Raw genomic sequence first — 25,619 nt, forward strand, 5'->3', positions numbered from 1 at the left:
CGCAGCGCCGCGTGCCGCCCGCCCCTCTTCTCAGCTTTCGGCCAGCTCCCGGGCGATGTCGAGGTGCCCGGCGTGCCGCATGTACTCCTCCAGGACGTGGAACATGATCCATGCCAGCGTCGGAGGCTCCTTGGGCGGCTGGAACCTGCCGATCCGCGAGGCCACGTCCGACAGGCTCGCCTTCGCCACGATCTGCCTGGACCGCTCGCACTGCGCCAGGTAGAACCCCTTGAGTTCCGCCGGCGACTCCCCCGCGACGAGCGCGCCGTCCTGGTCGCGGTCTCCGTTCGCATCCGGCACCTGCTCGCCGGCGAAGTCCCACTGGAACCAGCGCCGCTCCATGAACGCCAGATGCTTGAGCATCGCCGCCGCCGTCCACCCGGACGGCACCCGGCTCACCTCGGGCTCGGGGAACCCGTCCAGCTTGCGCAGGATCTCCTCGCGGTAGTGATCGAGGTAACCCTCCAGCAACTGCCGGGGGTCGGACAACTGCTTCGAAGGTTCGCTCACGTGTCTGATTATTCGCTCGCTGCGCTCGCTCATGGTCAATGCTCCGGGACGACGACGGGGACGATCTCCGGCGCGCCGAGCCTGATCGCGTCGGCCTCCTGGTCGGAGTCCTGCTCCTGCGAGCGCCGCTCGGCCTCGACCCGCTTGGCGTAGTATTCCACCTCCCTCTTCACCTGCTCGCCGTCCCAGTCCAGCGGCCCGGCCAGCAGCTCGGCCGCCTCCTGCGCCACGGCCAGACCGCGGTGGAAGGTCTCGATGGAGATGCGCGTACGCCGGGTCAGCACGTCGTTGAGGTGCCTGGCCCCCTCGTGGGTGGCGGCGTAGACGATCTCGGCGCGCAGATAGTCGTCGGCCCCCGACAGCGGCCTGCCCAGCGACGGGTCGCGTTCGATCAGCTCCAGCACCTCGTCGATCAGCGAGCCGTAGCGCTGCAGCAGGTGCTCGATCCTGGCCACGTGCAGCCCCGAGGTGTGGGCCAGGCGGTGCCTGGAGTTCCACAGCGCCTGGTAGCCCTCCGCGCCGGCGAGCGGGATGCGGTCGGTGCACGAGCCCGGCACCCGCTGGCCGAGCCCGTGCACCACCGTGTCCACCGCGTCCTTGGCCATGACCCGGTACGTCGTGTACTTCCCGCCGGCGATCATCACCAGGCCCGGCACCGGGTGCGTCACCACGTGCTCCCTGGACAGCTTGGACGTCTCGTCGGACTCGCCCGACAGCAGCGGCCGCAACCCCGCGTAGACGCCTTCGACGTCGTCACGGGTGAGGGGGACGGACAGGACGGCGTTCACGTGATCGAGCAGGTAGTCGATGTCCGTGCGGGAGGCGGCCGGGTGAACCTTGTCGAGCGTCCAGTCCGTGTCGGTGGTGCCGATGATCCAGTGGCGACCCCAGGGGATCACGAAGAGCACCGACTTCTCCGTACGCAGGATGATCCCGGTCAGCGAGTGGATCCGGTCCCTGGGCACCACGAGGTGGATGCCCTTGGAGGCGCGTACGTGGATCTGGCCGCGGCCGCCGACGAGCTGCTGGATGTCGTCGGTCCAGACGCCGGTGGCGTTCACCACCTGCTGGGCGCGTACCTCCAGCTCGTCGCCGAGCTCCAGGTCGCGCACGCGCACGCCGGTGACCCGCTCGCCCTCCCGCAGGAACCCCACCACCTGCGCCCGCGGCGCGATGAGGGCGCCGTAGGTGGCGGCGGTGCGCAGCAGGGTCGTCACGTAACGGGCGTCGTCCACCTGCGCGTCCCAGTACTGGACGGCGCCCGTGAAGGCGGTCTTCTTCAGCGCCGGAGCCAGCCGCAGCGCCCGCGACCTGGACAGGTGCCGGTGGCCCGGCACGCCGCGGGCGATCCCGGTCGCCAGGCCGAGCGTGTCGTAGAGCGCCACGCCCGCGCCGACGTACGGCCGCTCCCAGGCGAAGTGGGTCAGCGGGAAGAGGAACGGCACCGGCCTGACCAGGTGCGGCGCGATCCGCTGGAGCAGCAGCGCGCGCTCCTGCAGGGCCTCGCGCACCAGCTCGAAGTTGAGCTGCTCCAGGTAGCGCAGGCCGCCGTGGATGAGCTTGGACGAGCGGGAGGACGTGCCGGAGGCGAAGTCCCTGGCCTCGACCAGCGCCACGTCGAGCCCCCGGGTCGCGGCGTCGAGCGCGATCCCCGCCCCCACGACGCCGCCGCCCACCACGACCACGTCGAAGTCCTGCGCGGCCATGCGCTCCAGCGCCTCGGTCCGCTCCGCGGGCCCGAGCCGAGCCACACATCTTCCCGGCGTCATATCTCCCCCTGGTACGGCTTTGTCGCCTGCGCTCCATACCTACCCTCGGGCCCCTCGCCCTGTAACGCCACCGCCCAAGTGCGGGCCTCGCCGGCGTCGTGTGAACCGCCGCACGCGTCCAACCCACCGGCCCTCCTCTTCCCCTCCAAGAGGACAGAAGAGACATCGGTGGGACAGCCGTGTGCGACCTTCGCCCTAGGGGACGGACGCCGGGTCAGGCGCGGACGACCTTCACCCCCGCGTCCGTCAGCTCCCCGGCCAGCGCGTCGGAGAGCTGGTCATCCGTGACCAGCGTGTCGATCTGGCCGATCGGACAGATCCGCGAGAAGGCCCGCTTGCCGATCTTGGAGGAGTCGGCCACCACGACGACCTGCGCCGCCCGGCTGATCAGCAGGTGGTTGACGCTGGCCTCCCCTTCGTGATGCGCCGAGGCCCCCACCTCGACGTCCAGCGCGTCCACACCCAGGAACGCCACGTCCAGCGTCACCTGCTCCAGCACCCCGGTCGCCAGCGGCCCGATGAGCTCGTACGACTGCTGCCTGGCCACCCCGCCCGTCACCACGATCTTGACGTGCTGCCGTACGGTCAGCTCGGCCGCGATGTTCAGCGCGTTCGTGACGATCGTGAACCCGCTCTCCAGCGTCGGCGTCGTCGCGAGCGTGCGCGCCAGCTCCGACGTGGTGGTGCCGCCGTTGAGCCCCACCACAGCCCCGGGCGTCACCAGCTCGGCCGCCGCGGCGGCGATGCGGTGCTTCTCGCCGGCGTGCCTGGCCGTCTTGTACCGCAGCGGCAGGTCGTAGCTCACGCTCTGCGCGACCGCGCCGCCCCGCGTGCGCATGAGCATCTGCTGCTGCGCGAGCTGGTCGAAATCCCGCCGGATCGTCGCGGTGGAGACGTCGAGCGCCCGGGCGGCCTCCTCCACCGACAGCCTGCCCTCCTGGGCCAGCAGCTCGAGGATGGCGTTCCAGCGGTCGTAGCGGGACACGAGGCCTCCTAGGCGATGGCGACAAGAGCGGGTGGCGACAAGAGCAGGTGGTGACAGGGGACAGGTGGCGACAAGGGCAAGCGTGGCACAACGGCACAGGACAGGGCCACCGGTGTCCATTAATGCTCCTTCCTGATATAAATCCAGCAGAAACAATCAATCTCCGGGGAGGCAAGTGGTGACCACCCACACCGAGGCCGAGATCGCGTCCCAGCCGTCGTGCTGGCGGCGCGCCGTCGCGAGCGTTCCCGCCGACGCGCTGCCGCGCCAGGGCGAGCGGGTCGCCGTCGTCGGCTGCGGCACGTCGTGGTTCATCGCGATGGCGTACGCCGTGCTGCGCGAGCGGGCCGGCCACGGCGAGACCGACGCCTTCGCCGCCTCCGAGGCCCCGATCGGCCGCTCGTACGACCGCGTGCTCGCCCTGAGCCGCTCCGGCACCACGACCGAGGTGCTGGAGCTGCTCGCCAGGACGGACACGCAGACCACGGCCATCACCGCCGACCCCAACACGCCGATCATGAAGGCCGCCGACAAGGTCGTCGTGCTCGACTACGCCGACGAGCGGTCGGTCGTGCAGACCAGGTTCGCCACCACGCAGCTCGCCCTGCTGCGTGCCAGCCTCGGCGAGGACCTCACGCAGGCCGTCGAGGACGCCGAGGAGGCCCTGGCCGCGCCGCTGCCGGACGAGCTGGTGGGGGCCGAGCAGTTCAGCTTCCTCGGCACCGGCTGGTCGGTCGGGCTGGCGCAGGAGGCAGCGCTGAAGATGCGCGAGGCGTCCCGCTCGTGGACGGAGGCGTACCCGGCGATGGAGTACCGGCACGGCCCGATCAGCATCGCCGCCCCCGGGCGCGTGACCTGGATGCTCGGCACCGCGCCCGAGGGCCTGCGCGCGCAGGTCGAGGAGACCGGCGGGACGTTCTTCGAGACCGCGCTCGACCCGATGGCCGAGCTGATCAGGGCGCAGCGGGTGGCCGTCGCCCGGGCGTTCGCGCAGGGGCTGAACCCCGACGAGCCCATGCACCTCACGCGATCTGTGATCCTTTCTTCATGAGCCTTACTCTTGCCGACGCCAGGATCGTGACCCCCGAGGGAGTTCACGAGGGGTGGCTGACCATCGAAGACGGCCGCATCACGCATGTCGGCCGCGGATCCGCACCGGGTCAGGGCCTGAGCGTGGGCGGGCGGCACGTCATCCCGGGGTTCGTGGACATCCACAACCACGGCGGGGCGGGCGGCTCGTTCCCGACCGGCGAGCAGGACAAGGCACGTGAGGCCGTCGAGCTGCACCGCCGCCACGGCACCACCACGACGATGGCGAGCCTGGTCACCGACTCGCCCGACGGCCTGATCCGGGCCGCGTCGGCGCTGGCCGAGCTCTGCGAGGAAGGGCTGCTGGCCGGCATCCACTTCGAGGGCCCGTACATCTCCAAGGCCCGCTGCGGCGCGCACGACCCGACCCTGCTCAGGGAGCCATCGCCGCGGGAGTTCGCGACGCTGGTCAAGGCGGGGCGCGGGCACGTACGCATGGTGACCATCGCGGCCGAGCTGCCCGGCGCCCTCGACACGATCCGCATGGCCGCCGCCGAAGGCGTGATCGCGGCGCTCGGCCACAGCGACGCCGACTATGACACGACGATCGCGGGCATCGAGGCGGGCGCGAGCGTGGCCACCCACCTCTACAACGCGATGCCGCCGCTCGGCCACCGCGCGCCCGGACCGGTGGCCGCGCTGCTCGACGACGAGCGGGTGACGGTGGAGCTGATCAACGACGGCGTGCACGTGCACCCCGCCATGCTGCGCCTGGCGTACGAGGTGGCGGGCCCCGGCAGGACGGCGCTGATCACGGACGCGATGTCGGCCACCGGCCTCGGCGACGGCGACTACGTGCTCGGCCCCATGCGGGTGCGCGTGGACGACGGCGTGGCCAGGCTGGTCGAGGGCGGCTCGATCGCGGGGTCCACGCTGACCATGGACGTCGCGTTCCGGCGCAGCGTCCAGGAGGTCGGGATGTCACTGCCCGACGCGGTCCAGGTGGCGTCCTTGACGCCCGCGCGGGTGCTGGGGCTGGCAGACAGGCTTGGCTCGATCGCCGTGGGCAAGGCGGCCGACCTGGTGGTGCTGTCCGACTCGCTGGAGGTGGCCGGTGTGATGAAGGACGGCGCCTGGGTCACGGAGCCCCGATGATCCTCACCGTGACGCTCAACGCCGCGCTCGACGTGACCTACCAGGTCCCGGAGGTGGACTGGGACGGGGTCAACCGGGTCGGCGCGGTCCACAGACGGGCGGGCGGCAAGGGCGTCAACGTGGCCCGCGTCCTGGCCGCGCTCGGCCAGGACGTGCTGGTCACCGGGCTGGCGGGCGGGCCCACAGGGCGGGCGATCGAGGACGACCTGCGGGAGGCGGGCCTGCCGGGCGAGCTGTGCGCCATCGCCGCCGACTCCCGCACCACGCTGGCCGTCTCGGAGCAGGCCGGGACGCGCACCGCCCTCTTCAACGAGCCGGGGCCCGAGGTCACCCCCGCCGAGCTGGCGGGCTTCGTACGGCACTACGCATCGCTGCTCGCCACGGCCGACGCGGTCGTCCTCTCGGGCAGCCTCCCCCGCGGCGTCCCCGCCGACACCTACGCCCGGCTGGCCTCCATCGCCGCGGACCACGGGGTCCCCGCGATCGTGGACGCCGACGGCGACCCGCTCCGCCACGCGCCCAAGGGCCGTCCTTCCGTGGTCAAGCCCAACCGGGAGGAGCTGGCCAGGGCCGTGCCCGGCGGCACCCCGGCCGAGGGCGCCCAGGCGCTGCGCAGCCAGGGCGCCGAGGCCGTGGTGGTCTCCATGGGCGCCGACGGGCTGCTGGCGGTCACCGGGGAGGGGACGTTCACGGCGCGCATGCCGTACACCGTGCGCGGTAACCCGACGGGGGCGGGCGACTCGCTCGTCGCCGGGCTGGCGCTGGGTCTGGTGGAGTCGGCGCCGTGGCCCGACAGCCTCCGGAGGGCCGCGGCCCTCGGCGCGGCCGCCGTGGCCGCGCCCGTGGCGGGCGACTTCGACCCCGACGTGTACGCCGACATACATCCCCAGATCATCGTCACGTAAGGAGCCCGGCATGCCCCTCGCCGCCATCGGCGACATCGTCAGCCAGTCGCCCGCCGGGGTGGGCGCGTTCAACGTGATCCAGCTCGAGCACGCCACCGCCATCGTGTCCGGCGCCGAGGCCCTGAGCCTGCCGGTCGTGCTGCAGATCAGCGAGAACTGCGTCCGCTACCACGGCGCGCTCGAGCCCGTCGCGCTGGCGGCCCTGGCGATCGCCAGGCGCGCCGAGGTGCCGGTCGCGGTCCACCTCGACCACGCCACCGACCGGGCGCTCGTGGAGGAGGCGGTGGGGCTGGGCCTGGGCTCGGTCATGTACGACGCCTCGGCGCTGCCCGACGAGGAGAACGTCCGCACGACCGCCGAGGTCGCCGCCTGGTGCCACGAGCGCGGCGTGTGGGTGGAGGCCGAGCTGGGCGAGGTCGGGGGCAAGGACGGCGTGCACGCCCCCGGCGCGCGCACCAAGCCGCACGAGGCGGTCGACTACGTGGCCAGGACCGGCGTGGACGCGCTGGCCGTGGCCGTGGGCACCTCCCACGCCATGACCACCAAGGACGCGGTGCTGGACCTGGAGCTCATCGCCGAGCTGCGGGCCGCGGTGCCGGTACCGCTGGTGCTGCACGGCTCGTCAGGGGTGCCCGACGACGTGCTGCGCGAGGCCGTGCGGAACGGCATGAAGAAGATCAACATCGCGACGCACCTGAACAAGGCGTTCACCGGCGCCGTGCGCGACTACCTGGCCCACGACGAGCGCGTCGTCGACTCCCGGAAATACCTCAAGGCCGGGCGCGACGCGGTGGCCAGGGAGGTCAGCCACCTCCTGGGCGTCCTCGCGGGCTGAGCCGCTTGCGCATCATCACAGCGGAGCGGCCCTCGACCCCCTGCCGGCCGGTCTCGACGTAGCTGCTCGACGGCGGCCTTGTCCGCCGCTCCTGCCCGTCTCATGCGCCCAATGTTGCCAGCACGCGTTCGACCTGTCGCCCGAAGGTGCCCGGCGGATTGCGCGGGTGCTCGTGCGAGAGCAGGAACAGCCAGACCAGGGCGTGCACCTTGCGGCACTCGCGCAGCCGCCGCTCCACCGGCGGGCTCAGCTCGAACCGGTGCGCGATCTCCACCTCGCCGTCCACCCACATCGACACGTGCTCGGCCATCTCCGCCAGCTCGAAGGCCAGGTCGCTGCGCCCGGAGTCCTCGTAGTCGACGATCCGGACGCGTACGCCGTCCCACAGGAAGTTCGCCAGGTTGCCGTCGCCCGCCCCGAACACGGGCGTGACCCCCGACTCGCCCGGCGACCAGCTCTCCAGCCACCGCAGGCCCTCCCTCACCGCCCGGTCCGCCGGCGGGTCGCGCGGCTCCCAGCTCGCGCCGCGCCGCCGCACCCAGTCGGCGACCGCCTCGAGCTGCCACGGGCGCAGCGGGACGGCCCTGAGCACGTCGGGCGGCACCGCCGTGTGCAGCTCGGTGAGCGCCTCGACCAGCGCCGTGACGTGTACGGCCGTCGCGAACAGCCCGCGCAGCGGCACCCCGTCGATCCGGGACATCGTCACCACGCCCGCCTCGTAGCCGATCGGCTCGGGGGCCAGGCCGGGGGCGTACTCGGCCAGCAGGTTCAGCGCGCGCCACTCGCGCTCGGCCGCGCCGGGCTTGCTGTCCATGTAGCGCTTGATGACCACGTCGCCGGCGAAGGCCAGCTCGTGCGTGTGGCGAAGGTCGGCCATGCCCGCATGCTAGGGCACCGGTCTCCCGACAGCCCCGGTGATCACCGCCGATTGGCCCCCGTGACCACGCACACCCTCGTCATGCCCCCACCCGTTTCCGCAGGAAAGTCCGCTCGACCTCGTTGCCCGCCCGCGCGATCGCCGCCTCGTACGCCGCCACGGCCTCCGCCTCGCGTCCGAGCCGCCGCAGCAGATCGGCTCGTACCGCATGGAACAGGTAGTAATCATCGGGCCCTTCGAGCAGCCCCAGCGCCGCTTCCGGCCCCTCCACCTCGGCCACGGCCACCGCCCGGTGCACCGCCACGACCGGTCCGGGGTCGAAGGCCGTCAGCAGGTCGTACAGCCGCACGATCTGCCGCCAGTCCGTGTCCCGCGCCTCCGCCGCATCGCTGTGCACGGCGTTGATCGCGGCCTGGATCTGGTACGGGCCGGGCGCGTTGCGCCGCAGGCACCGCCGTACGAGCTCCTGTCCCTCTTCGACGAGCGCGCGATCCCACAGCCCCCGGTCCTGCTCGGCGAGCGGCACCAGCTCGCCCCTCTCGGAGGTACGGGCGGCGCGCCGCGACTCGGTCAGCAGCATGAGCGCGAGCAGCCCCATGATCTCGGGTTCGTCCGGCATGAGCTCGGCCAGCAGCCGGCCGAGCCGGATGGCCTCGGCACACAGGTGCTCCCGGACCAGCCGATCGCCGGAGCTGGCCGTATAGCCCTCGTTGAAGATCAGGTAGACCACGGCCAGCACCGCCCGCAGCCGCTCGGGCAGGTCGGCCTCCTCCGGGACGCGGTACGGGATGCGGGCGGCGCGGATCTTGCTCTTCGCCCGCACCAGACGCTGCGCCATGGTCGGCTCCGGCACCAGGAAAGCGCGGGCGATCTCCGCCGTCGTCAGCCCGCCGAGCAGCCGGAGCGTCAGAGCGACCCGCGCGTGCATGGCGAGCGCGGGATGGCAGCAGGTGAAGATCAGCCGCAGCCGGTCGTCGTGTACGGGCCCCACGTCCTGGGGCCCGTCGGCGGCCTGCAGCAGCGCGGCCTGGGCGTGTTTGCCGGGCCGCGCCGACTCCCTGCGCAACCGGTCGATGGCCCGGTTGCGCGCGGTCGTGATGATCCATCCGGCCGGGCTGGGCGGCGCCCCGGCGGACGGCCACTGCCGCACCGCCACGCTGAACGCCTCCTGCACCGCCTCCTCGGCGAGGTCGATGTCGCCGAAGACCCGCACGAGCACGGCGACCGCCCGCCCGTACTCCTCGCGGAACACCCGCTCGACCGCGGTCTCCGGCATGAGCGTCAGCGCTGGATGGGGGCCACCACGACCTCGACCCGCTGGAACTCCTTGATGTCCGAGTAGCCGGTGGAGGCCATGGTCCGCTTCAGGGCGCCCATCAGGTTCATCGAGCCGTCCGCCACGCTCGACGGCCCGTGCAGGATCTGCTCGAGCGTGCCGACCGTGCCGAACTCCACCCGCCGGCCCCGCGGCAGGTCCGGGTGGTGCGCCTCCGACCCCCAGTGGAACCCGTGGCCGGGCGCCTCGACCGCCCGCGCCAGCGGCGAGCCCACCATCACGGCGTCGGCCCCGCACGCGATGGCCTTGGCGATGTCACCGGAGGTGCCCATGCCGCCGTCGGCGATCACGTGCACGTAGCGGCCGCCCGACTCGTCCATGTAGTCGCGGCGCGCCGCCGCCACGTCGGAGATCGCGGTGGCCATCGGCACGGCCACCCCGAGCACGTTGCGGGTCGTGTGCGAGGCGCCGCCGCCGAAGCCCACCAGCACGCCCGCCGCGCCCGTGCGCATGAGGTGCAGGGCCGCCGTGTACGTCGCGCAGCCGCCCACGATGACCGGCACGTCAAGCTCGTAGATGAACTGCTTGAGGTTGAGCGGCTCGGCCCGGCCCGACACGTGCTCGGCCGACACGGTGGTGCCGCGGATGACGAAGATGTCGACGCCCGCGTCGATCACGGCCTTGTGGTACTGGACCGTGCGCTGCGGCGACAGCCGCACAGCGGCGGTCACGCCGGACGCCCGGATCTCCTCGATCCGGCGGCCGATCAGCTCCTCCTGGATGGGCGCCGCGTAGATCTCCTGGAGCCGCTTGGTGGCCGCCGCCGCGTCGAGTGCGGCACACTCCTCCAGCAGCGGAGACGGGTCCTCGTACCGCGTCCAGAGCCCTTCGAGGTCGAGCGGCGCGAGACCGCCGAGCCGGCCGATCTCGATCGCGGTCGCCGGGGATACCACGCTGTCCATGGGGGCGACCACCACCGGCAACTCGAAGCGGTAGGCGTCGATCTGCCAGGCGATCGAGACCTCCTCCGGGTCCCGGGTGCGCCGTGAGGGAACCAGGCCGATCTCGTCAAGCGAGTACGCCCGCCGCCCGGCCTTACCCCGGCCGATCTCCACCTGCTGAGTCATGAACTTACCTTCTGTGATAGTTCGGAGCTTCCACGGTCATCTGGATGTCGTGGGGGTGGCTCTCCTTGAGGCCCGCCGCCGTGATCGGCATGAGCTCGCAGTCGGTGTGCATCTGCGTGATCGTGCGGCAGCCGGCGTACCACATGCCCTGGCGCAGGCCCCCGACGAGCTGGTGGGCGACGGCCGAGACCGGGCCGCGGTAGGGCACCTGGCCCTCGATGCCCTCGGGGATGTACCTGTCGTCGCCGCCGACGTCGGCCTGGGCGTAGCGGTCCTTGCTGTAGGAGGTGCCACCGCGCTCGCGGTTGCGCACCGCGCCGAGCGAGCCCATGCCGCGGTACGACTTGAACTGCTTGCCGTTGATGAAGATCAGCTCACCCGGCGACTCCTCGCACCCGGCGAGCAGCGAGCCGAGCATGACCGTGTCGGCGCCGGCGGCGATGGCCTTGACGATGTCGCCGGAGTACTGCAGGCCGCCGTCGCCGATGACCGGCACACCCGCGGGACCACACGCCCTGGAGGCCTCGTAGATGGCCGTGACCTGCGGCGCGCCGACCCCGGCCACCACCCGCGTGGTGCAGATCGAGCCGGGCCCGACGCCCACCTTGACCGCGTCGGCGCCCGCGTCGACCAGCATCTGCGCCCCGGCCCTGGTCGCGATGTTGCCCGCGACGACCTCGACCTTGCTGTTGGCCTTGATCTTGCCGACCATGTCGGCCAGGCCCTTGGAGTGACCGTGGGCCACGTCGATGACCACCACATCGACCCCGGCCTCGATCAGCGCCTTGGCCCGCAGCTCCGCGTCGCCGCCGACGCCGATGGCCGCCCCCACGATCAACCGGCCATCGGCGTCCTTGGTGGAGAGCGGGTACTGCTCGCTCTTGGTGAAGTCCTTGACCGTGATCAGGCCGCGCAGCCTGCCGTCGGAGTCGACCAGGGGCAGCTTCTCGATCTTGTTCTGCCGGAGCAGCGCGAACGCCTCGTCACGCGACACGCCCACCGGGGCGGTGACGAGCGGCATCTTGGTCATGACCTCGCGGACGAGGCGCGAGTGGTCCGTCTCGAAGCGCATGTCGCGGTTTGTCACGATGCCCAGCAGCGTGCCGTCCACGTCCGTCACAGGCACACCCGAGATCCGGTACGTGCCGCAGAGCCGCTCGACGTCGGCCAGCGTGTCGTCCGGGCTGCAGGTCACCGGGTTGGTGACCATGCCGGCCTCGGACCGCTTGACCAGGTCGACCTGCTGGGCCTGCTCGTCGACCGACAGGTTGCGGTGGAGGATGCCGATGCCGCCCTGGCGGGCCATGGCCACCGCCATGCGGGCCTCGGTGACGGTGTCCATGGCCGCGGAGACCAGCGGGATGGAGAGCGTGATGTTGCGGGACAGGCGCGACCTGGTGTCGGCCTCGCCTGGCTGCAGGTCTGAATACGCGGGCACCAGCAGCACGTCATCGAAGGTCAAACCTGTTTCGGTGAACTTGGACATGCTGCGGCCCCCTCCTGCCGTTGCGCTGATTGAAGCAAGTCTAGGCCCTGCCTCCAAACCGCGTCGCAGCACCCATGGCCCCACCTACCTCGGCTGCTTCCCAAGTTTTCGACATGGGGATGCCGGGGGCACGATGACCCCCACGGTCCGTCGTACCCCCGGCATGAAAAGTGCCGGGGGATGGGCCGGTCGGTGATCCGTCCCATCCCCCGGCCACCGGCACCCGGGTGTGGCGGCGCTCCACGCCACCGAACCCCCCTCCGCGTCCTGATGGCCGGTGCCACCGCAGCCCTTGCAGGATGCCGACGCTAGGTAAAGAGTGCGTTACGGAACGGAACAACGCAATGCGAAAAGGTGCAAGTTCATGAAGTTGCACCTCGCCCCCGCCAGTCATGACAACGGGGGGACACGAGCGTATTGCGGGGTTATTCTCACGGCACGCCCGTGTCCCCCCGACGGAGCCGCCCCGCATGCGCAACCAGTCGCCTACAGTGTCTGACCCCTTCGAGACGCTGGGCCTAGACCCGGCGCAGACCGCCCTGTACTCCGCGGTGCTGCGCCTGCATCGAGCGACCATCACCGATCTCGCCCTGGCCATGGACGGTCCCGTCGAGAAGGTCGGCCGCCAGCTCGACGACCTCGTCAAGCTGGGCGTGATCGACGAGCAGTCGGGGGAGTACCTGGCCAGACACCCCGCGGCGGCTCTAGGCCGGATGATCGCCGAGCGGCTCGACCGGCTGGCGGAGGAGAGCCGCAGGATCGACAGCGCGCTCGGCTCGATCCGGTCGCTGATCCGCGATTACGACGCCGGGCGCGACTACCAGAGCGGCACCTTCACGGTGGAGATGGTGAACGGGGCGGACGTGCTGTACGAGAGCGTGGTCGGCCTTGCCGTGCAGTCCCCGCCGGCGGAACTGATGACCGCCCTTCCGGACGAGCGCACCATGACCGACTTTGCCCGGAAATTTGCGGATACGTGGATTGATGCGCAGAAACGAGAGCTTCTGGCGGTTCATGCGATCGTGCCGGTGTCCACCCTGGTGCTGCCCGGCGTACGCGATCAGCTCACCCGCCTGCTCGACGCCGGCGGCAAGGTACGCACGCTGGACCGGGTGCCGAGCTGGTTCATGACAGCGGGGTCGGAGGTCGCGGGGCTGCCCCCGTTCTGGGGCGGCAACCTGCCCGATCACGCGTACAACTTCTATCTCGTACGCACGCCCGTCGTCGTGGGCCTGCTGCGGACCCTCTTCAGGGAGCTGTGGGCCAGGGCCGTGCCGCTGCCGTGGAGCGGCCGCAGGAGCGAGGGGATGGTCCAGGTCCTCCGCCTGGCGGCCCAGGGCATGTGCGACGACTCCATAGCCCGCCAGCTAGGTGTTTCGGTCCGTACGGTCAGGGCGAGATTCGCGGACGCCATGACGGAATTGGGCGCTCAATCCCGCTTCCACGCAGGCGTGGAAGCCGCCAGACGCGGATGGCTGAGGTAATGTCCACCGCTCGGGCCGCTTCGGTCATATGGTGGGAAGGTGCTGGAAGACGTCCCCCGCGACCCGTTCGCGGACGACCCGAACGACCCTTCCTCGGCGATGGGCGCGCTCGACGACGCCGAGCCACTCACCGCGGCCGAGCGTGACGAGGCCATCACGGACCTCGCCGACGTCGAGGTCTTTCGCTCCCTGCTCGAACCGCAGGGAGTGCTGGGTCTCGTACTCGACTGCCCTGAATGCGGCGAGCAGCACTTCTTCGACTGGGAGCTGCTGCGCGGCAACCTACGACAAATGATCGAGAAGGGCCAGCCGCAGGTCCACGAGCCGGCCTTTCACCCGGACCCGGCGGACTACGTCAGCTGGGAGTACGCCAGAGGCTATGTCGACGGCGTCATCGACACGGAGGAGCGCCGCTGACCGACATCATCGAGCAGCGCGGCCAGCAGCCGCGCCGCTGGATCGCCTGAGTCAGGCATCTCTCCACGACCGAGCGCATCGAGCAGCGCGTCGGTCTCTTCCTCTGGCGTCAAGCCGACTCCAGCTCGGCCATCTGCCGCAACCTGGCCAGCGCCCGATGCTGGGCGACGCGGACCGCACCCGGTGACATACCGAGTACATTACCGGTCTCCTCGGCAGACAACCCCGACACCACCCGCAACAGCAGCAACTCGCGCTGATTCTCGGGCAGCCGGGCCAGCAGCCGCCGCGCGTGCTCGACCTCGATGTAGCGGACCACCGTCTCCTCGGGCCCCGGCCCGTCGTCCGGGCCGTCGGGCAGATCCTGAGTAGGTACGGCCGAGCGCACCGAACTCCGCAGCGCGTCGGCCACTTTGTGCGAGGCGATCCCGAACACGAAGGAGGCGAACGGCCGCCCCATGTCCCGGTATCGCGGCAGCGCGGACAGGACCGCGATGCACACCTCCTGGGCTACGTCATCGGCAATGTGATATTGCCCTGAAACCCTGCCCAGCCGGGCGCGGCAATACCGCACCACCATCGGACGCAACTCACCGAGCAGAGATTCGATCGCACTGCGATCCCCCTGCACGGCGAGGCTCGTCAGTTCCCTAAGGTCGGAGTCATCCGTCCGTGCCGGAAGTCTCGACGCGAGCCTTACCCCAATTTTGGCGTCGGCGACGCTTCCCTCGCTCACGATAGGCATGATGCCCGCACTGATCCGACCTGTCGTCATGGCGAACGGCTACGGATTGGTCACATTGACGCGACGATAACCACGAGTAATCAACTGACCACACTAAGCCTTAATCGCTGACATAATGTTTCATCCCATAACCCGCAATGTACGACAATTGTCAGATCGCAGACGCTTATCCCCCACTCCCGGTTTACTCCAATATTCCACCTTTTCCCCCACTTCTCCCCAAGCCGCCAGAACCAATCCGCCCGGCGCCCGGGCACCCCAGGAGCGCCCGGGACGGAAACCCACGGCCCTCCGCACGGGATGCGCTCCGCGCAGCGTGGGCTCCAGGCAGCGCCTCCCAAGGGGGCACGCCCCCTTTCGATCCCCCAGAGGCAAGTCCTCGCTTGGGGCGCGCTTCGCGCGACAGGAGCTCGGGCAGGGGGTTGATACTGGTGAGGCCGCCTATTCAACTGTCGCAAGTCATCGTTGAAGATGAGCTCCGCCGTGACGGTGCGTGCTCTCCGGCGGCGCATCGGTCCATGCGCCGCCGTTCTCGTTGAGGGTTCGAGGTGGCCTTGTCGTGGTAGCCAGTGCCGTCTGCGAGCCACGTCTTCGTGCGTGTTCCCACGTCATAGCACCGTGATGCCCTTCATGATCCCGCTGCAGATCACGCGCCGCGTAGTCACCACGACGGCCAGGCCGAACTCGGGCATCCAGCGGTCATCGCCGGCATCGTGCAACGACCCCTGCTGTGGGGCAGGAAGGTCGTGGTCATATCGCCCCGGGAGGACCGGGCATGGCGATACCGAAGATGTCCTGTGCCCTGAACGTGGTCAGTTTCCTCGCCTCGCCGGTCCTGACGTTCACCGCGTAGGCCGTGAAGGTCAGGTAGGGCGGCGCCGTCTCGTCGTCCGGCACCTCGGAGGACGGTCTGCAGTGGACGGACGTCGTCAGGGCCGTCACCTCGTCGGCGCTGCGCCACGTACGCAGGTAGATCTGACTGACGTCAGGCGACAGGCCACGGATGGGGGCGGTCTTCCGCTTCTTGCCGGTGAGCGGATCCAGCAGGACGAGGTCGCCCATCTGGCAGGGTTTCTTGGCGGTGCTGTGGTCTTCGACGGCTGCGACGGTCTTGCCGTCCGGCGCCAGCGGGCTGAAGGCGTAGTGCTGTGGCAGGATGACCGCCGTGGAGTTGCCCGGTGAGGTGGGCGGCCAGAGGTTGGAGATCGTGCGCAGCTGGGAGTTGGGCGAGTACTCCGCGAGGGTGATGGTGGCTCCATCCGGTGACAGGCCGATGGGGACCCAGCGGGCTGGAAGTTCGCGGACGACCCTGTCGTGCATGTCGAAGAGCAGCGCGGGATCCTTGAGATCGGGGACCTTGCTGAAGGCCAGGTACCGTCCGTCGTCCGACAACATCAGCCGCGTGATGCTGTACAGCCACTTCTTCGGGGGCAGCTTCATCGGCGCCGTGGTCTTCGCGCCCGAGGCCAGATCGCGAACCTGGAAGGTGCCTTCCTTCGCGCTGTAGTAAGCGATCTTGCGGCCGTCCCGGCTGATCGCCAGCGGGCTGTCCTGCAGGCTGCGGCTCGGCAGCGCCTCCCGCACGTGGTAGGTCCTGCCGCTGCGGGTGACCACTCGCCAGCCCCCGTCCCGGCACTTTGACGGGGCCTTTCCGCTGGTCGGCTCGCAGAAGGTCTTGTAGGCGTAACTCAGCGGCCCCACCCCACGCGGGGGCAGGTCGTCCTTGCCCGAGGTGGCCGGCGCGGGCGCTTGCGGCAGCAGCCGCACGGCGAGTGTCCCGCCGAGCGCGGTGACCACGACCATGGCCGCCGCGAGGAGCGAGATCGCGGTACGCCGCCTGCGGTCGCGCGTGGCGATCGTGCGTTCGGCCAGGTCCACCCGTGGTGACTCGGCGGCCAGATCGACGAGCACATCTCGCAGCCAGGTCATCGGTAGGCCTCCTCGGTCTCCAGGCCGGCGAGCTTCGGCGCCAGGCCCGGCGCCAGCTCGCGCAGGCGGGCCAGCGCGTAGTGGGTCTGGCTCTTCACCGTCCCGATCGAGCAGTTCATCAGCTCAGCGGTCTCCCGTTCTGTCCGGTCCTCGTAGTAACGCAGCACGATCACCGCCCGCTGTCGAGGCGGCAGCCCCATGAGGGCCTGGCGCATGACCAGCCGTACGAGGGTGGAGTCCTCGCTTGAGTACGGCTGGTCGGGCGGGTCGGCGGTCGGGAGCTCCGTCCTGACCCGGCGCCGCCGCCACGAGATGTGCTGGTTCACCAGCGCCTTACGCGCGTACGCCTCGGGGCGCTCTACGTGCGTTAACCGGGACCAGCGCCGCAGCACCTTGAGCAGGACGCTCTGCAGCAGGTCCTCGGCCTGGTGGGCGTCTCCCGTGAGTAGGTACGCCGTGCGCATCAGCGCTTGCTGATGCGCGGCGACGAACTCACGGAAGCTGTCATTGGGATCCAAGACGACTCCTCTCGACCGTTACCGACGCCGGAGAGGAGTGGAAAGGTTCGATCCGCGCTAGAAAGGGTGCCGGTAAGGACCACTGTCACGAGTGGTCGACAACGTCAAGCCGATTGTCACTGTCTCTTGCTCTCCTGCGAGCCTTCCACGTGTCGACGACGCGTGAATTCGGCCGTCGTTGGCACCACGTGCCGCTGCCCGCCCAAGTGGGCTTGCGGCAATAGGGCACATGCCATCGCGAGGCTTCTTGAGCTTACGGCCGGGTACTCGGTTCCTGAACTCAAGCCCTGGAAGCGCCCTCTGCTGGTCTCTTCCCTCCGGTTCGCGCCCAAAGAGCCTTCAGAATGCACGAACTCACGGGGGATCATGCCTGGGCAGCACAGAGACGCCTCAGCTACACAATTCTTTTAGAGCCTGCCGACAAAGGGCTATCCACCTCCTCCGCCGGCATCGGCGGCCTCTCCGGTCGAATGAAAATTTCACCCATCACGCCGGCATTACGGCTCCGCAGGAGCGACCCTCGACCTGGTGGCACGCCTGGCCTGCCCTCGCGAGAGCCGCCGGTGCAAGTTATCGCCGAGCCGAATCAGTGGCTCTCGATCGTCTCTCTGGACGCCTGGAGGCCCCCCACAATAGTCTCCGTGCGCGCCCCGCCGACATCACGAAAGAGATGAGGTTGGAATTGACACCTTCCAAAGCACGTCGTGCGGCCAGCTCTTTCGCCATCGCCATCGCAACCGTCGCGGCAATCCTGGTGCCCGTCACTCCCGCGCACGCCGCCTACGGCCCAGACCAGTCCGTGTCCGTCACAGTGACCTCGAACGCCGGACCGCCGATCATGCTCGCCCAGCTGACCGGCACGCTGGCGTTCGACGACGGGAACACGAAGTTCAGGTACACGCTCCGGCTGTGCTGGGGCACCGGGTCGTACCCCAAGCCGAACTTCTACGTCTCCGTCAACGGCAGCACCGTCTTCTATCCGACCCAGACGGGCACGGCAGCCGCTCCCCCCGGATGCCAGCTGTCCCTATTCCTCTACGACGGTGAATACACCCACTCCGCCACCGTCACGAACGTCACCTTGTACGTGACGGGCGGCTGGTTCTATCCAGGCCAAACTTACAACAGCCGCACCAAATCCGTGACCTACGACAACCCCTACAACTGAGCCGTCCGAAAGCCGCGACCACACCGCCACCCGGCGTACGCGGCTGGGACACAACCCCGTCCGCGCAGGACGGTAACCGAAAGTGCGCTCGCGCGCTGGACCACTTCTGGGCAGGCACCGTGCAGCCTCGCTGAGGCAGCATGCGCAGACAGCGTGCCGCGGGGCGGCCACCTGCTTCCGGCGGCCAGTCCCGTCAGGACGGCGGGGCCGCAGACGCGGCGAGCCCTCCGCGGTGCAGGGCGGCGGTCGGCGCTGTGGGCGGGGCTGCGGCCCACACCCCAGCCCAGGCCGCCCGCGCGCTGGCCGCCGCGCTGATCGCGATCGCCGCCGATCGGCCGCCCGCTGCGGCGGCGCAACCGCGACAACGAGACCGGACGCGACCCCGCTTCGGGAGAGACCACGACCGGCGATTGCCCGCGCGCCTGCGCTTTCGACGTGCCCGGCAGGCCGTGCCCGCACCGGATCGGTGAAACTTTCAGCCGATCGGACGCCGCATCGTGGGTGAATGCGGGGGCGATCAACCGAATCTGGCGTGGCCGCGCTTACGGATCTACGTTGACGTCGCGGCGCGCCAGGCGCCGCGACCCCCCTACGTCCGACGAAATGGAGAGGCCAGATGGAATCTCGCACAGGCCGCCGCAGGAGAGCGCTCCTTTGGCGCGTATCGGCCGCGTCCCTTGTCACGGTGACGGCGCTCGGTCTCGGCGCCGTGACAGCCGACGCCGCCACCGATCAGTCCGCCATGTCCTACACGGTTCCGCGTTCGGCGAGCGCGGTGGGGCAGGGCCGAACCTCGGACGTGGCCAAGCACAACGGCGCGCAGGAGGCCGGGGCGGCGGTGCTGGCGGCGGGTGGCGACTGCACGAACTGGTCGCAGAGCGATCGCGCTCTCTTCATTGCGCCGGACAGCTCCTGGTGGGTCTACGAAGTGACCGTCTCGGCCCTCTGCGTGCACTGACCCGTCGGACGGGCGAGAGCGGCTCTGGCGGCCATACCGCCGCCCGCGTCGGCTTCGAGCCGAACGCGGCTGCACCGATCATGCGGAACCAGAACATCGTCCACCTGGTCACCCCATCACCGGCTGGTACCAGACGGTCCCCGTCGCACTGTAACCGGCCACGTAACTCACGAAGGGCGTCCTCCGCGGGAGCGACACCCTTCGCCTTGGATCAGCAAGATCTTTCTCACCGCCAATGGCTGTTCCCACCAGGGGGCAGACCAAGCACATGGATCTCGTACGGCTGATGGCTGACGCGCTCCAGGGCGGCCGCGACCTGCCTCTTAGTTCGAAAACCACCGATGACACCGAACTAAAGTGAACGCCGGCCGCCTCCTCCGCGGCCAACCAGGCCGTGGTGCTCCCGCTCTCGGCGGCGAGCCGGGGAGTTCGGGTCGCGGCCCGCTTACTGGGCGGCGGTCTGCCTGCTGCCGTCGTCGGTGTACGTGGCGACGCTACGCGACCTGGGCTGGTGAGCGGCACCAGTCGTCAAAGGGCAGGGCGGGAACCGGTCGCCATAAATGCCGCACGGCCCGCACCCCCTGAAAGGTGCGGGCCGTGACGAGCGGAAGGGGACGGATCAGTGGCCGTGGCCGTGACCGTGGCCCTGGCCGGCGGCCGGAGCCTCCTCCTCGGGCTTGTCCACCACGAGCGCCTCGGTCGTGAGCAGCATGCCCGCGATCGACGCCGCGTTCTGCACGGCGGAGCGCGTGACCTTCACCGGGTCGATGACACCCTGCGCGATCAGGTCGCCGTACTCGCCGGTCGCGGCGTTGAGGCCGTGGCCGGCCTCCAGCTCGGCGACCTTGTGGGTGACCACGTAGCCCTCGAGACCGGCGTTCTCGGCGATCCAGCGGGCCGGCTCGACCAGGGCGCGGCGGACGACGCCGACACCCGTGGCCTCGTCGCCCGTCAGGCCGAGGTCGTCGAGAGTCTTGGAGACGTGGATCAGCGCGGAGCCACCGCCGGAGACGATGCCCTCCTCGATCGCGGCGCGGGTCGCGGAGATCGCGTCCTCGAGGCGGTGCTTCTTCTCCTTCAGCTCCACCTCGGTGGCGGCGCCGACACGCAGCACGCACACACCGCCGGCGAGCTTGGCCAGGCGCTCCTGCAGCTTCTCGCGGTCCCAGTCGGAGTCGGACTGCTCGATGGCGAGCCTGATCTCCTTGACGCGGTCCTCGATGGCCTGCGCGTCACCGGCGCCGTCGACGATGGTGGTGTTGTCCTTCGTCACGACGACGCGGCGGGCCTGGCCGAGCACCTCGAGACCGACGTGCTCCAGCTTGAGGCCGACCTCCTCGCTGACGACCTGGCCGCCGGTGAGGATGGCCATGTCCTGCAGCATCGCCTTGCGGCGGTCGCCGAAGCCGGGGGCCTTGACCGCCACGGAGGTGAACGTGCCGCGGATCTTGTTGGTGACCAGGACGGCCAGGGCCTCGCCCTCGACGTCCTCGGCGACCACGAGCAGCGGCTTCTTCGTCTGGGCGATCTTCTCCAGCAGCGGCAGGAAGTCCGCGATGGAGGAGATCTTGCCCTGGGTGAGCAGGATGTAGGCGTCCTCGAGGACGGACTCCATCCGCTCGGGGTCGGTCACCATGTACTGCGACACGTAGCCCTTGTCGAACTGCATGCCCTCGGTGAACTCGAGCTCCATGCCCATGGCGTTGGACTCTTCGACGGTGAGCACACCGTCCTTGCCCACCTTGTCGAACGCCTCGGCGATCAGGTCGCCGATCTGCGCGTCCTGAGCGGAGATCGTCGCAACGTTGGCGATCTCCTTCTTGTCCTCGACCGCGCGGGCGCTGGCGAGCAGCTTGTCGCTGATCTCCTTGGCGGCCTTGTCGATGCCGCGCTTGAGCGACAGCGGCGAGGCGCCGGCGGCCACGTTGCGCAGGCCCTCGCGGACCATGGCCTGGGCCAGGACGGTCGCGGTGGTGGTGCCGTCACCCGCGATGTCGTTGGTCTTGGTGGCAACTTCCTTGGCGAGCTGGGCGCCGAGGTTCTCGTAGCGCTCCTCCAGCTCGATCTCACGAGCGATGGTGACGCCGTCGTTCGTGATCGTCGGTGCACCGAACTTCTTGTCGATGACGACGTTGCGGCCACGCGGGCCGAGGGTTACCTTCACGGCGTCCGCGAGGGCGTTGACACCGCGCTCAAGCGCGCGGCGGGCACCCTCGTCGAACTCCAGGATCTTCGCCATGCTGAAAGTCCTCTCCTAGCGTCGAAAGCCCCGGCCGCCCTCAAGAGCGCCCGGGGCCCGACACACCGGCTTACTTCTCGATGATCGCGAGAACATCGCGGGCGGAGAGCACGAGGTACTCCTCGCCGCCGTACTTGACCTCGGTGCCGCCGTACTTGCTGTAGAGGACGATGTCGCCCTCAGAGACGTCGAGCGGAATCCGCTTGTCGCCGTCCTCATCCCAGTTGCCCGGGCCCACCGCGAGGACCTTGCCCTCCTGCGGCTTCTCCTTGGCGGTGTCCGGGATGACCAGGCCGGAAGCGGTGGTCTGCTCAGCCTCAAGCGGCTGGACCACGATGCGGTCGCCGAGCGGCTTAACGGGAACCTTAGTGGCGGTCGTCACGATCGGACCTCCCCTTCAGATTTGAATGATCTAGAAGAGGCGACCAGCTGGGCCTGCCGTCGCGGGTGTCAGACCTGCCTCGTCGCACGTTGGCACTCTCAAGGGGAGAGTGCCAACAGGAAACATATGCAAGAGGGGCTTGACAGTCAACACGAACGCGTCTGCTGAGAGCGATCAGCACCCCAACTGCTCTTTCCCACAGTACGCCCGCGGCCCAACCTGCTCGGGCATGGCACTAACGTCGGGTGATGTGGACCTCGACGCCTTCAGGGAGCTGCTGACCCCCCGCGGACAGCGGGCCCTCGCGGAGGCCGGGGAGCTGGTGGGGGCCGATCCGGTCGTCGCCGCCACAAAGCTGCGCAAGACGTACGACGCCGTCCTCACCTCCGCCGCGCTGACCCAGGCCGGGCTGAGGGAGCGCGCCAGGGCCAAGTTCGGCGAGGACGCCGCGCGGATGTACTTCACGCCGCACGGCCTGGAGCAGTCCACCCGGGCGGAGGTCGCCGAGCACCGCGCCCGCCGCCTGACCGGATCATGGCCGGGTACGCCCAGCGTGGTAGACGCCTGTTGCGGCATCGGCGGCGACTTCCTCGCGCTGGCCCGCGCCGGCTGCACCGTGACCGCCGTGGACACCGACCCGCTGACCGCCGCCGTGGCCGGGGCCAACGCCGAGGCGCTCGGGCTGGGCGACAGGGTGACGGTGTCCGTGGCGGACGCGGCCGAGATCAGGCCGGAGGAGTACGACGTACTGTTCGCCGACCCGGCCAGGCGGACGAGCAGGGGCAGGACGTTCGACCCCATGGCCTACTCGCCGCCCTGGCCGGTGGTGCTCGACCTGGTCTCCAGGGCCTCCCGCGCGTGCGTCAAGGTCGCCCCGGGCATCCCGTACGAGTTCATCCCGGACGGCGCCGACGCCGAGTGGGTGTCGTACAAGGGCGAGGTCAAGGAGGCCGCGCTCTGGACCGGCCTCCAGGAGGCGACGCGGCGCGCCACCCTGCTGCCCGGCGGGCACACGCTGACAGCCACAGGAGTCGAGGCCCACGTCGGCCCGGTCGGCAGGTACGTCTACGAGCCGGACGGCGCGGCCATCCGGGCGCACCTCGTGGGCGAGGTGGCCGAAATCGTGGGCGGACGCCTGCTCGACCCGTTGATCGCCTACATCACCGGGGACGAACCGATCGACACCCCATGGGCGGCCAGATATGAAATTTCAGACGTCATCCCGTTCTCACTGAAAAGGCTGCGAGCGCTACTCCGCGAGCGGCAAATCGGGAATGTCACCATAAAAAAGCGTGGCTCCGCCGTCGACATCGAACGCCTCAGATCGGACCTACGGCTGAATGGCGAAAAGTCCGCGGTAATAATCCTTACCAGGATCATTGATAAGCCATCAGTCATCATCTGCGATGCTACCCCACCTGCATAAACCGGGCATTCTTCCGTTACGCACGATCTTTCAATTCGCCGCTTCCTGACCTTGATCGAAGGACTAAGGTGGGCGGGCGGGAGTTCTCCCCCTGATGCGGTTACCCGTGTTCTCGCTTCCATCTGCAAATCGGACCTATCCCCACCGCTGCGCGGCAGACCGTCGGCGAGCCAAAGGAGCTTTCGGTGGACCATTCCAACCACACCACCCTTCTCCAGGCAGGAGGCCAATCCGGCATCTCGGAGAGGATGCGGGATCTGCTCGCGCGTGCCGCGCAGGATCACGTGTACGAGCAGCGCACACAGGGGGCAGTGCTGGACGAGATCCGCCAGCGACTCGAAGGCATGGAGTGGCTTCTGCGGGAGGTGCGCGAGCGCGAGCTCGGCGGCCTCAGCGGCACGCTGCATGCGGTCAGCGGGCGGCTCGACGACCTCGCCGCCAAGCCGCCGATGTGGGCGGAGGGGCTGGCCCAGCACGTGGAGGCGGTGCGCGACCACGTGGACGCCGTCGGGGAGAAGGTGGGCCACGTGGACGCCCACGTCGCCCCCGTGGCCGAGCTGCCGAACCTCTGGGCCGACCTGGGCACGGTGGGCGACAGCGTGGAGGAAGCCCTCAACCGCCTGCAATCGGTGCTCGACACCACTGATGGCATCACAAGGGGAATGTCCGACTTCGCCACCAAGCTGGCCACCCTCAACTCCAGCATGGAGGCCGCCGCCAGCCGCTTCACCCGGCTCGACAAGTCGATGGCCGAGCTGACCACCCGTACCGACCGGGTGGAGGTCGTGGTCGGCGACCTGTCCGAGCAGCTGACGGTCCGGCTGAACGAGCAGGACGAGCATCTCACCACGCGCCTGGACGAAACCGATCAGCGCCTGAGCACGAGACTCGACGAGACGGACCAGCGCCTGACAGCCCGGTTCGACCAGACCGACCAGCAGCTCACGGCCCGGTTCGACCAGACCGACCAGCAGTTCACCGCGCGACTCGACCAGACCGACGAGCGGCTCACCGCCCGCATGGACGAGACCGACCAGCGCCTGGCCACCAGCCTTGTCGAGGCGGACGAGCGGCTCGCCGGCCGCCTCAAGGAGTCCGACGATCGCCTCTCCAGCCTCCTGTCCGACGTCGAGCTGCGCCTCGCCACCAGGCTCGACGAGGCCGACCAGCACCTCGCGGTCCAGCTCGGCGAGAGCGAGCAGCGCCTGAGCGCCAGGCTCAGCGGCGTGGACTCCCGGCTCGACCGGGTGGAGGGCAAGCTCTTGGGCCTCGACTCCAGGCTCACCGGGTTCGACAGCCGGCTGGAGTCCGCCGATGAGTGCCTGGCCGACATCGACACGAGGCTCGACGGGATCGACGGCAGGATGGGCGGGGTCGACAAACGGCTCACGTCCGTGGACAGCCAGCTCGGCGGGGTCGACAAGCGGCTCGGCACGGTGGACGGCCATCTGGGCCGCCACGACGACCGGTTCGACGCCCTCGACGTACGCATCGACGCCCGCTTCACCGCGCTCGACGAGCGCCTGGTGACGACCGACCAGCGGCTCAACGAGACGGCCACCCGCAACGAGGGCCGCTTCAACAAGCTCGACACCCAGATCGACGCCATCGACGAGCGCCTGATCGAGGCCGAGGAGCACCTGAGCAGCCGCTTCGACGGCATCGACACCCGCATGAACGGCTTGGCCGCCCGTGCCGAGCAGACCGGCGCGCACCTGGAGACCTTCGACGACCGCATCGAGGCCGTCAGCGAGCGCATGGGACAGCTCCCGGCCACCCTGGCCAGCCAGGGCGAGCTGCTCCAGACGCACGCGGGAGATCAGGCGGAACGCCTCGCCGCCGCCACGGACGCCCTCACGGAGCTCGTCACCTCCCGCCCCGACCGCGACCAGCTCGCCGAGACGGTCACCGGCATCGTCCAGCCCGCGGCCGACGACCTCACCAAGCGCCTGGGCGCCCTGGAGGAGACCATGCTGGCCCTGGCCGAGGCTCTTCTGCGCCCGAGCCGGTCCAAGGACTGAGGCAGGCCCACGGAAGCGGGGCGCGCCGCGCTCCGCCTCCGTGGGGTGCCCCGTTACGCGCCCGCGGCTGCCGCGCACGGCAACGGCAACGGCGTCGGCGTCGACACGCCGCGGCGCCCCAGAACAACGCCCACGCGCCACCGGCGCGTTCGGCGAATGGCGCTGCGCTCTGTGCCGGCTGCGGGGCTGCACGACGCCGCCTCCGCCGCCGTGGCCGCGCTCGAGCGAGGACGCTGGCCGTCCCGCGCCCGGCTCCGGCTGGACAACGGCAGGGCCGGGCGTGAGCCCGCCTGGACCCGCGTACGGGGCCCAATATGAGCTCCCCTGGGCAGCGGCAGGGCCCAGAGTGAGCTCGCCTGGCCCCCGCCTACCCGAGTC

At 69.9% G+C, this 25,619-nt stretch carries 23 protein-coding genes; 11 read left to right on the plus strand and 12 right to left on the minus strand.

From position 1 onward, the window contains the following. Window positions 1-30 precede the first annotated feature (30 nt). From ABD830_RS35280 to ABD830_RS35290, 3 genes are all read right to left on the minus strand, one after another. Entirely contained in the window at window positions 31-510 is a 480-nt protein-coding gene (locus tag ABD830_RS35280) for a DinB family protein (RefSeq protein ID WP_344997474.1), read from the minus strand. A gap of 35 nt (window positions 511-545) precedes the next feature. Next, window positions 546-2,279, minus strand: a complete 1,734-nt coding sequence (locus tag ABD830_RS35285) for a glycerol-3-phosphate dehydrogenase/oxidase (protein WP_378520771.1) — start codon at window positions 2,277-2,279, stop codon at window positions 546-548. 214 nt (window positions 2,280-2,493) lie between these two features. Then, window positions 2,494-3,264 (minus strand): DeoR/GlpR family DNA-binding transcription regulator, encoded by a 771-nt coding sequence (locus ABD830_RS35290; RefSeq protein WP_344997476.1) that lies wholly within the window; start codon window positions 3,262-3,264, stop codon window positions 2,494-2,496. Window positions 3,265-3,442: 178 nt separating this feature from the next. Between ABD830_RS35290 and ABD830_RS35295 the strand changes: the two genes are divergently transcribed. Genes ABD830_RS35295 through ABD830_RS35310 form a run of 4 tightly spaced genes read left to right on the plus strand, consistent with a single transcriptional unit; the run spans window position 3,443 to window position 7,188 of the window. Beyond that, entirely contained in the window at window positions 3,443-4,315 is an 873-nt protein-coding gene (locus ABD830_RS35295; protein ID WP_344997478.1) for an SIS domain-containing protein, read from the plus strand. Next, window positions 4,312-5,448: an N-acetylglucosamine-6-phosphate deacetylase gene (gene nagA, locus ABD830_RS35300; protein WP_344997480.1), complete on the plus strand. Its 1,137-nt coding sequence runs from the start codon at window positions 4,312-4,314 to the stop codon at window positions 5,446-5,448. Before ABD830_RS35295 ends, nagA begins: the two co-directional genes overlap by 4 nt. Beyond that, window positions 5,445-6,353 (plus strand): 1-phosphofructokinase family hexose kinase, encoded by a 909-nt coding sequence (locus ABD830_RS35305; RefSeq protein ID WP_344997482.1) that lies wholly within the window; start codon window positions 5,445-5,447, stop codon window positions 6,351-6,353. The genes nagA and ABD830_RS35305 overlap by 4 nt, the downstream gene beginning before the upstream one ends. Before the next feature lie 10 nt (window positions 6,354-6,363). Then, window positions 6,364-7,188, plus strand: a complete 825-nt coding sequence (locus tag ABD830_RS35310; RefSeq protein WP_344997484.1) for a class II fructose-bisphosphate aldolase — start codon at window positions 6,364-6,366, stop codon at window positions 7,186-7,188. A 100-nt stretch (window positions 7,189-7,288) separates the two neighbouring features. Here ABD830_RS35310 and ABD830_RS35315 read toward each other — a convergent pair whose 3' ends face one another. From ABD830_RS35315 to guaB, 4 genes are all read right to left on the minus strand, one after another. Further along, complete coding sequence (locus ABD830_RS35315; protein WP_344997485.1) at window positions 7,289-8,065, minus strand: phosphotransferase family protein; 777 nt, start codon at window positions 8,063-8,065, stop codon at window positions 7,289-7,291. A gap of 79 nt (window positions 8,066-8,144) precedes the next feature. Beyond that, window positions 8,145-9,341 carry an RNA polymerase sigma factor gene (locus ABD830_RS35320; protein WP_344997488.1) on the minus strand — a complete coding sequence of 399 codons (1,197 nt, stop codon included), beginning with the start codon at window positions 9,339-9,341 and terminating at the stop codon, window positions 8,145-8,147. Window positions 9,342-9,346: 5 nt separating this feature from the next. After that, the gene (locus tag ABD830_RS35325) at window positions 9,347-10,468 is read right to left on the minus strand and encodes a GuaB3 family IMP dehydrogenase-related protein (protein WP_344997490.1); all 1,122 of its coding nucleotides are present in this window, start codon (window positions 10,466-10,468) and stop codon (window positions 9,347-9,349) included. A 4-nt stretch (window positions 10,469-10,472) separates the two neighbouring features. Continuing rightward, on the minus strand, window positions 10,473-11,954 hold the full coding sequence (gene guaB / locus ABD830_RS35330) for an IMP dehydrogenase (protein WP_344997492.1): 1,482 nt from the start codon (window positions 11,952-11,954) through the stop codon (window positions 10,473-10,475). A 491-nt stretch (window positions 11,955-12,445) separates the two neighbouring features. On the opposite strand from guaB, the gene ABD830_RS35335 reads away from it, so the two are divergent. Both ABD830_RS35335 and ABD830_RS35340 read left to right on the plus strand, forming a co-directional pair. Beyond that, window positions 12,446-13,438 carry a helix-turn-helix transcriptional regulator gene (locus ABD830_RS35335; RefSeq protein WP_344997494.1) on the plus strand — a complete coding sequence of 331 codons (993 nt, stop codon included), beginning with the start codon at window positions 12,446-12,448 and terminating at the stop codon, window positions 13,436-13,438. Between the two features lie 39 nt (window positions 13,439-13,477). Continuing rightward, on the plus strand, window positions 13,478-13,855 hold the full coding sequence (locus tag ABD830_RS35340) for a DUF5319 domain-containing protein (RefSeq protein ID WP_090930411.1): 378 nt from the start codon (window positions 13,478-13,480) through the stop codon (window positions 13,853-13,855). A gap of 109 nt (window positions 13,856-13,964) precedes the next feature. Here ABD830_RS35340 and ABD830_RS35345 read toward each other — a convergent pair whose 3' ends face one another. The 3 genes from ABD830_RS35345 to ABD830_RS35355 form a co-directional block, all read right to left on the minus strand. Then, window positions 13,965-14,600 (minus strand): sigma-70 family RNA polymerase sigma factor, encoded by a 636-nt coding sequence (locus ABD830_RS35345; protein WP_132334441.1) that lies wholly within the window; start codon window positions 14,598-14,600, stop codon window positions 13,965-13,967. A gap of 750 nt (window positions 14,601-15,350) precedes the next feature. Then, window positions 15,351-16,529 carry a WD40 repeat domain-containing protein gene (locus ABD830_RS35350; protein WP_344997498.1) on the minus strand — a complete coding sequence of 393 codons (1,179 nt, stop codon included), beginning with the start codon at window positions 16,527-16,529 and terminating at the stop codon, window positions 15,351-15,353. After that, a complete protein-coding gene (locus ABD830_RS35355) occupies window positions 16,526-17,047 on the minus strand; it encodes a SigE family RNA polymerase sigma factor (protein ID WP_344997500.1) in 522 nt (173 codons plus the stop codon). The genes ABD830_RS35350 and ABD830_RS35355 overlap by 4 nt, the downstream gene beginning before the upstream one ends. Window positions 17,048-17,723: 676 nt before the next feature. Between ABD830_RS35355 and ABD830_RS35360 the strand changes: the two genes are divergently transcribed. Together ABD830_RS35360 and ABD830_RS35365 are read left to right on the plus strand one after the other, a co-directional pair. Then, on the plus strand, window positions 17,724-18,215 hold the full coding sequence (locus ABD830_RS35360; protein ID WP_344997502.1) for a hypothetical protein: 492 nt from the start codon (window positions 17,724-17,726) through the stop codon (window positions 18,213-18,215). Window positions 18,216-18,831: 616 nt separating this feature from the next. Further along, a complete protein-coding gene (locus ABD830_RS35365; RefSeq protein WP_344997504.1) occupies window positions 18,832-19,173 on the plus strand; it encodes a hypothetical protein in 342 nt (113 codons plus the stop codon). 619 nt (window positions 19,174-19,792) lie between these two features. Here ABD830_RS35365 and groL read toward each other — a convergent pair. Beyond that, entirely contained in the window at window positions 19,793-21,412 is a 1,620-nt protein-coding gene (gene groL / locus ABD830_RS35370; protein WP_344997506.1) for a chaperonin GroEL, read from the minus strand. Between the two features lie 70 nt (window positions 21,413-21,482). Then, the gene (groES, locus tag ABD830_RS35375) at window positions 21,483-21,794 is read right to left on the minus strand and encodes a co-chaperone GroES (RefSeq protein ID WP_043623565.1); all 312 of its coding nucleotides are present in this window, start codon (window positions 21,792-21,794) and stop codon (window positions 21,483-21,485) included. 229 nt (window positions 21,795-22,023) lie between these two features. Here groES and ABD830_RS35380 point away from each other — a divergent pair, with 229 nt between their 5' ends. From ABD830_RS35380 to ABD830_RS35390, 3 genes are all read left to right on the plus strand, one after another. Then, window positions 22,024-23,220: a class I SAM-dependent methyltransferase gene (locus ABD830_RS35380; protein ID WP_344997508.1), complete on the plus strand. Its 1,197-nt coding sequence runs from the start codon at window positions 22,024-22,026 to the stop codon at window positions 23,218-23,220. Window positions 23,221-23,405: 185 nt separating this feature from the next. Further along, on the plus strand, window positions 23,406-25,241 hold the full coding sequence (locus ABD830_RS35385) for an apolipoprotein A1/A4/E domain-containing protein (RefSeq protein ID WP_344997510.1): 1,836 nt from the start codon (window positions 23,406-23,408) through the stop codon (window positions 25,239-25,241). Between the two features lie 156 nt (window positions 25,242-25,397). After that, window positions 25,398-25,559, plus strand: a complete 162-nt coding sequence (locus ABD830_RS35390) for a hypothetical protein (protein ID WP_344997512.1) — start codon at window positions 25,398-25,400, stop codon at window positions 25,557-25,559. Window positions 25,560-25,619 lie beyond the last annotated feature (60 nt).

It is taken from the genome of Nonomuraea helvata, assembly GCF_039535785.1.
GTDB lineage: Bacteria > Actinomycetota > Actinomycetes > Streptosporangiales > Streptosporangiaceae > Nonomuraea > Nonomuraea helvata.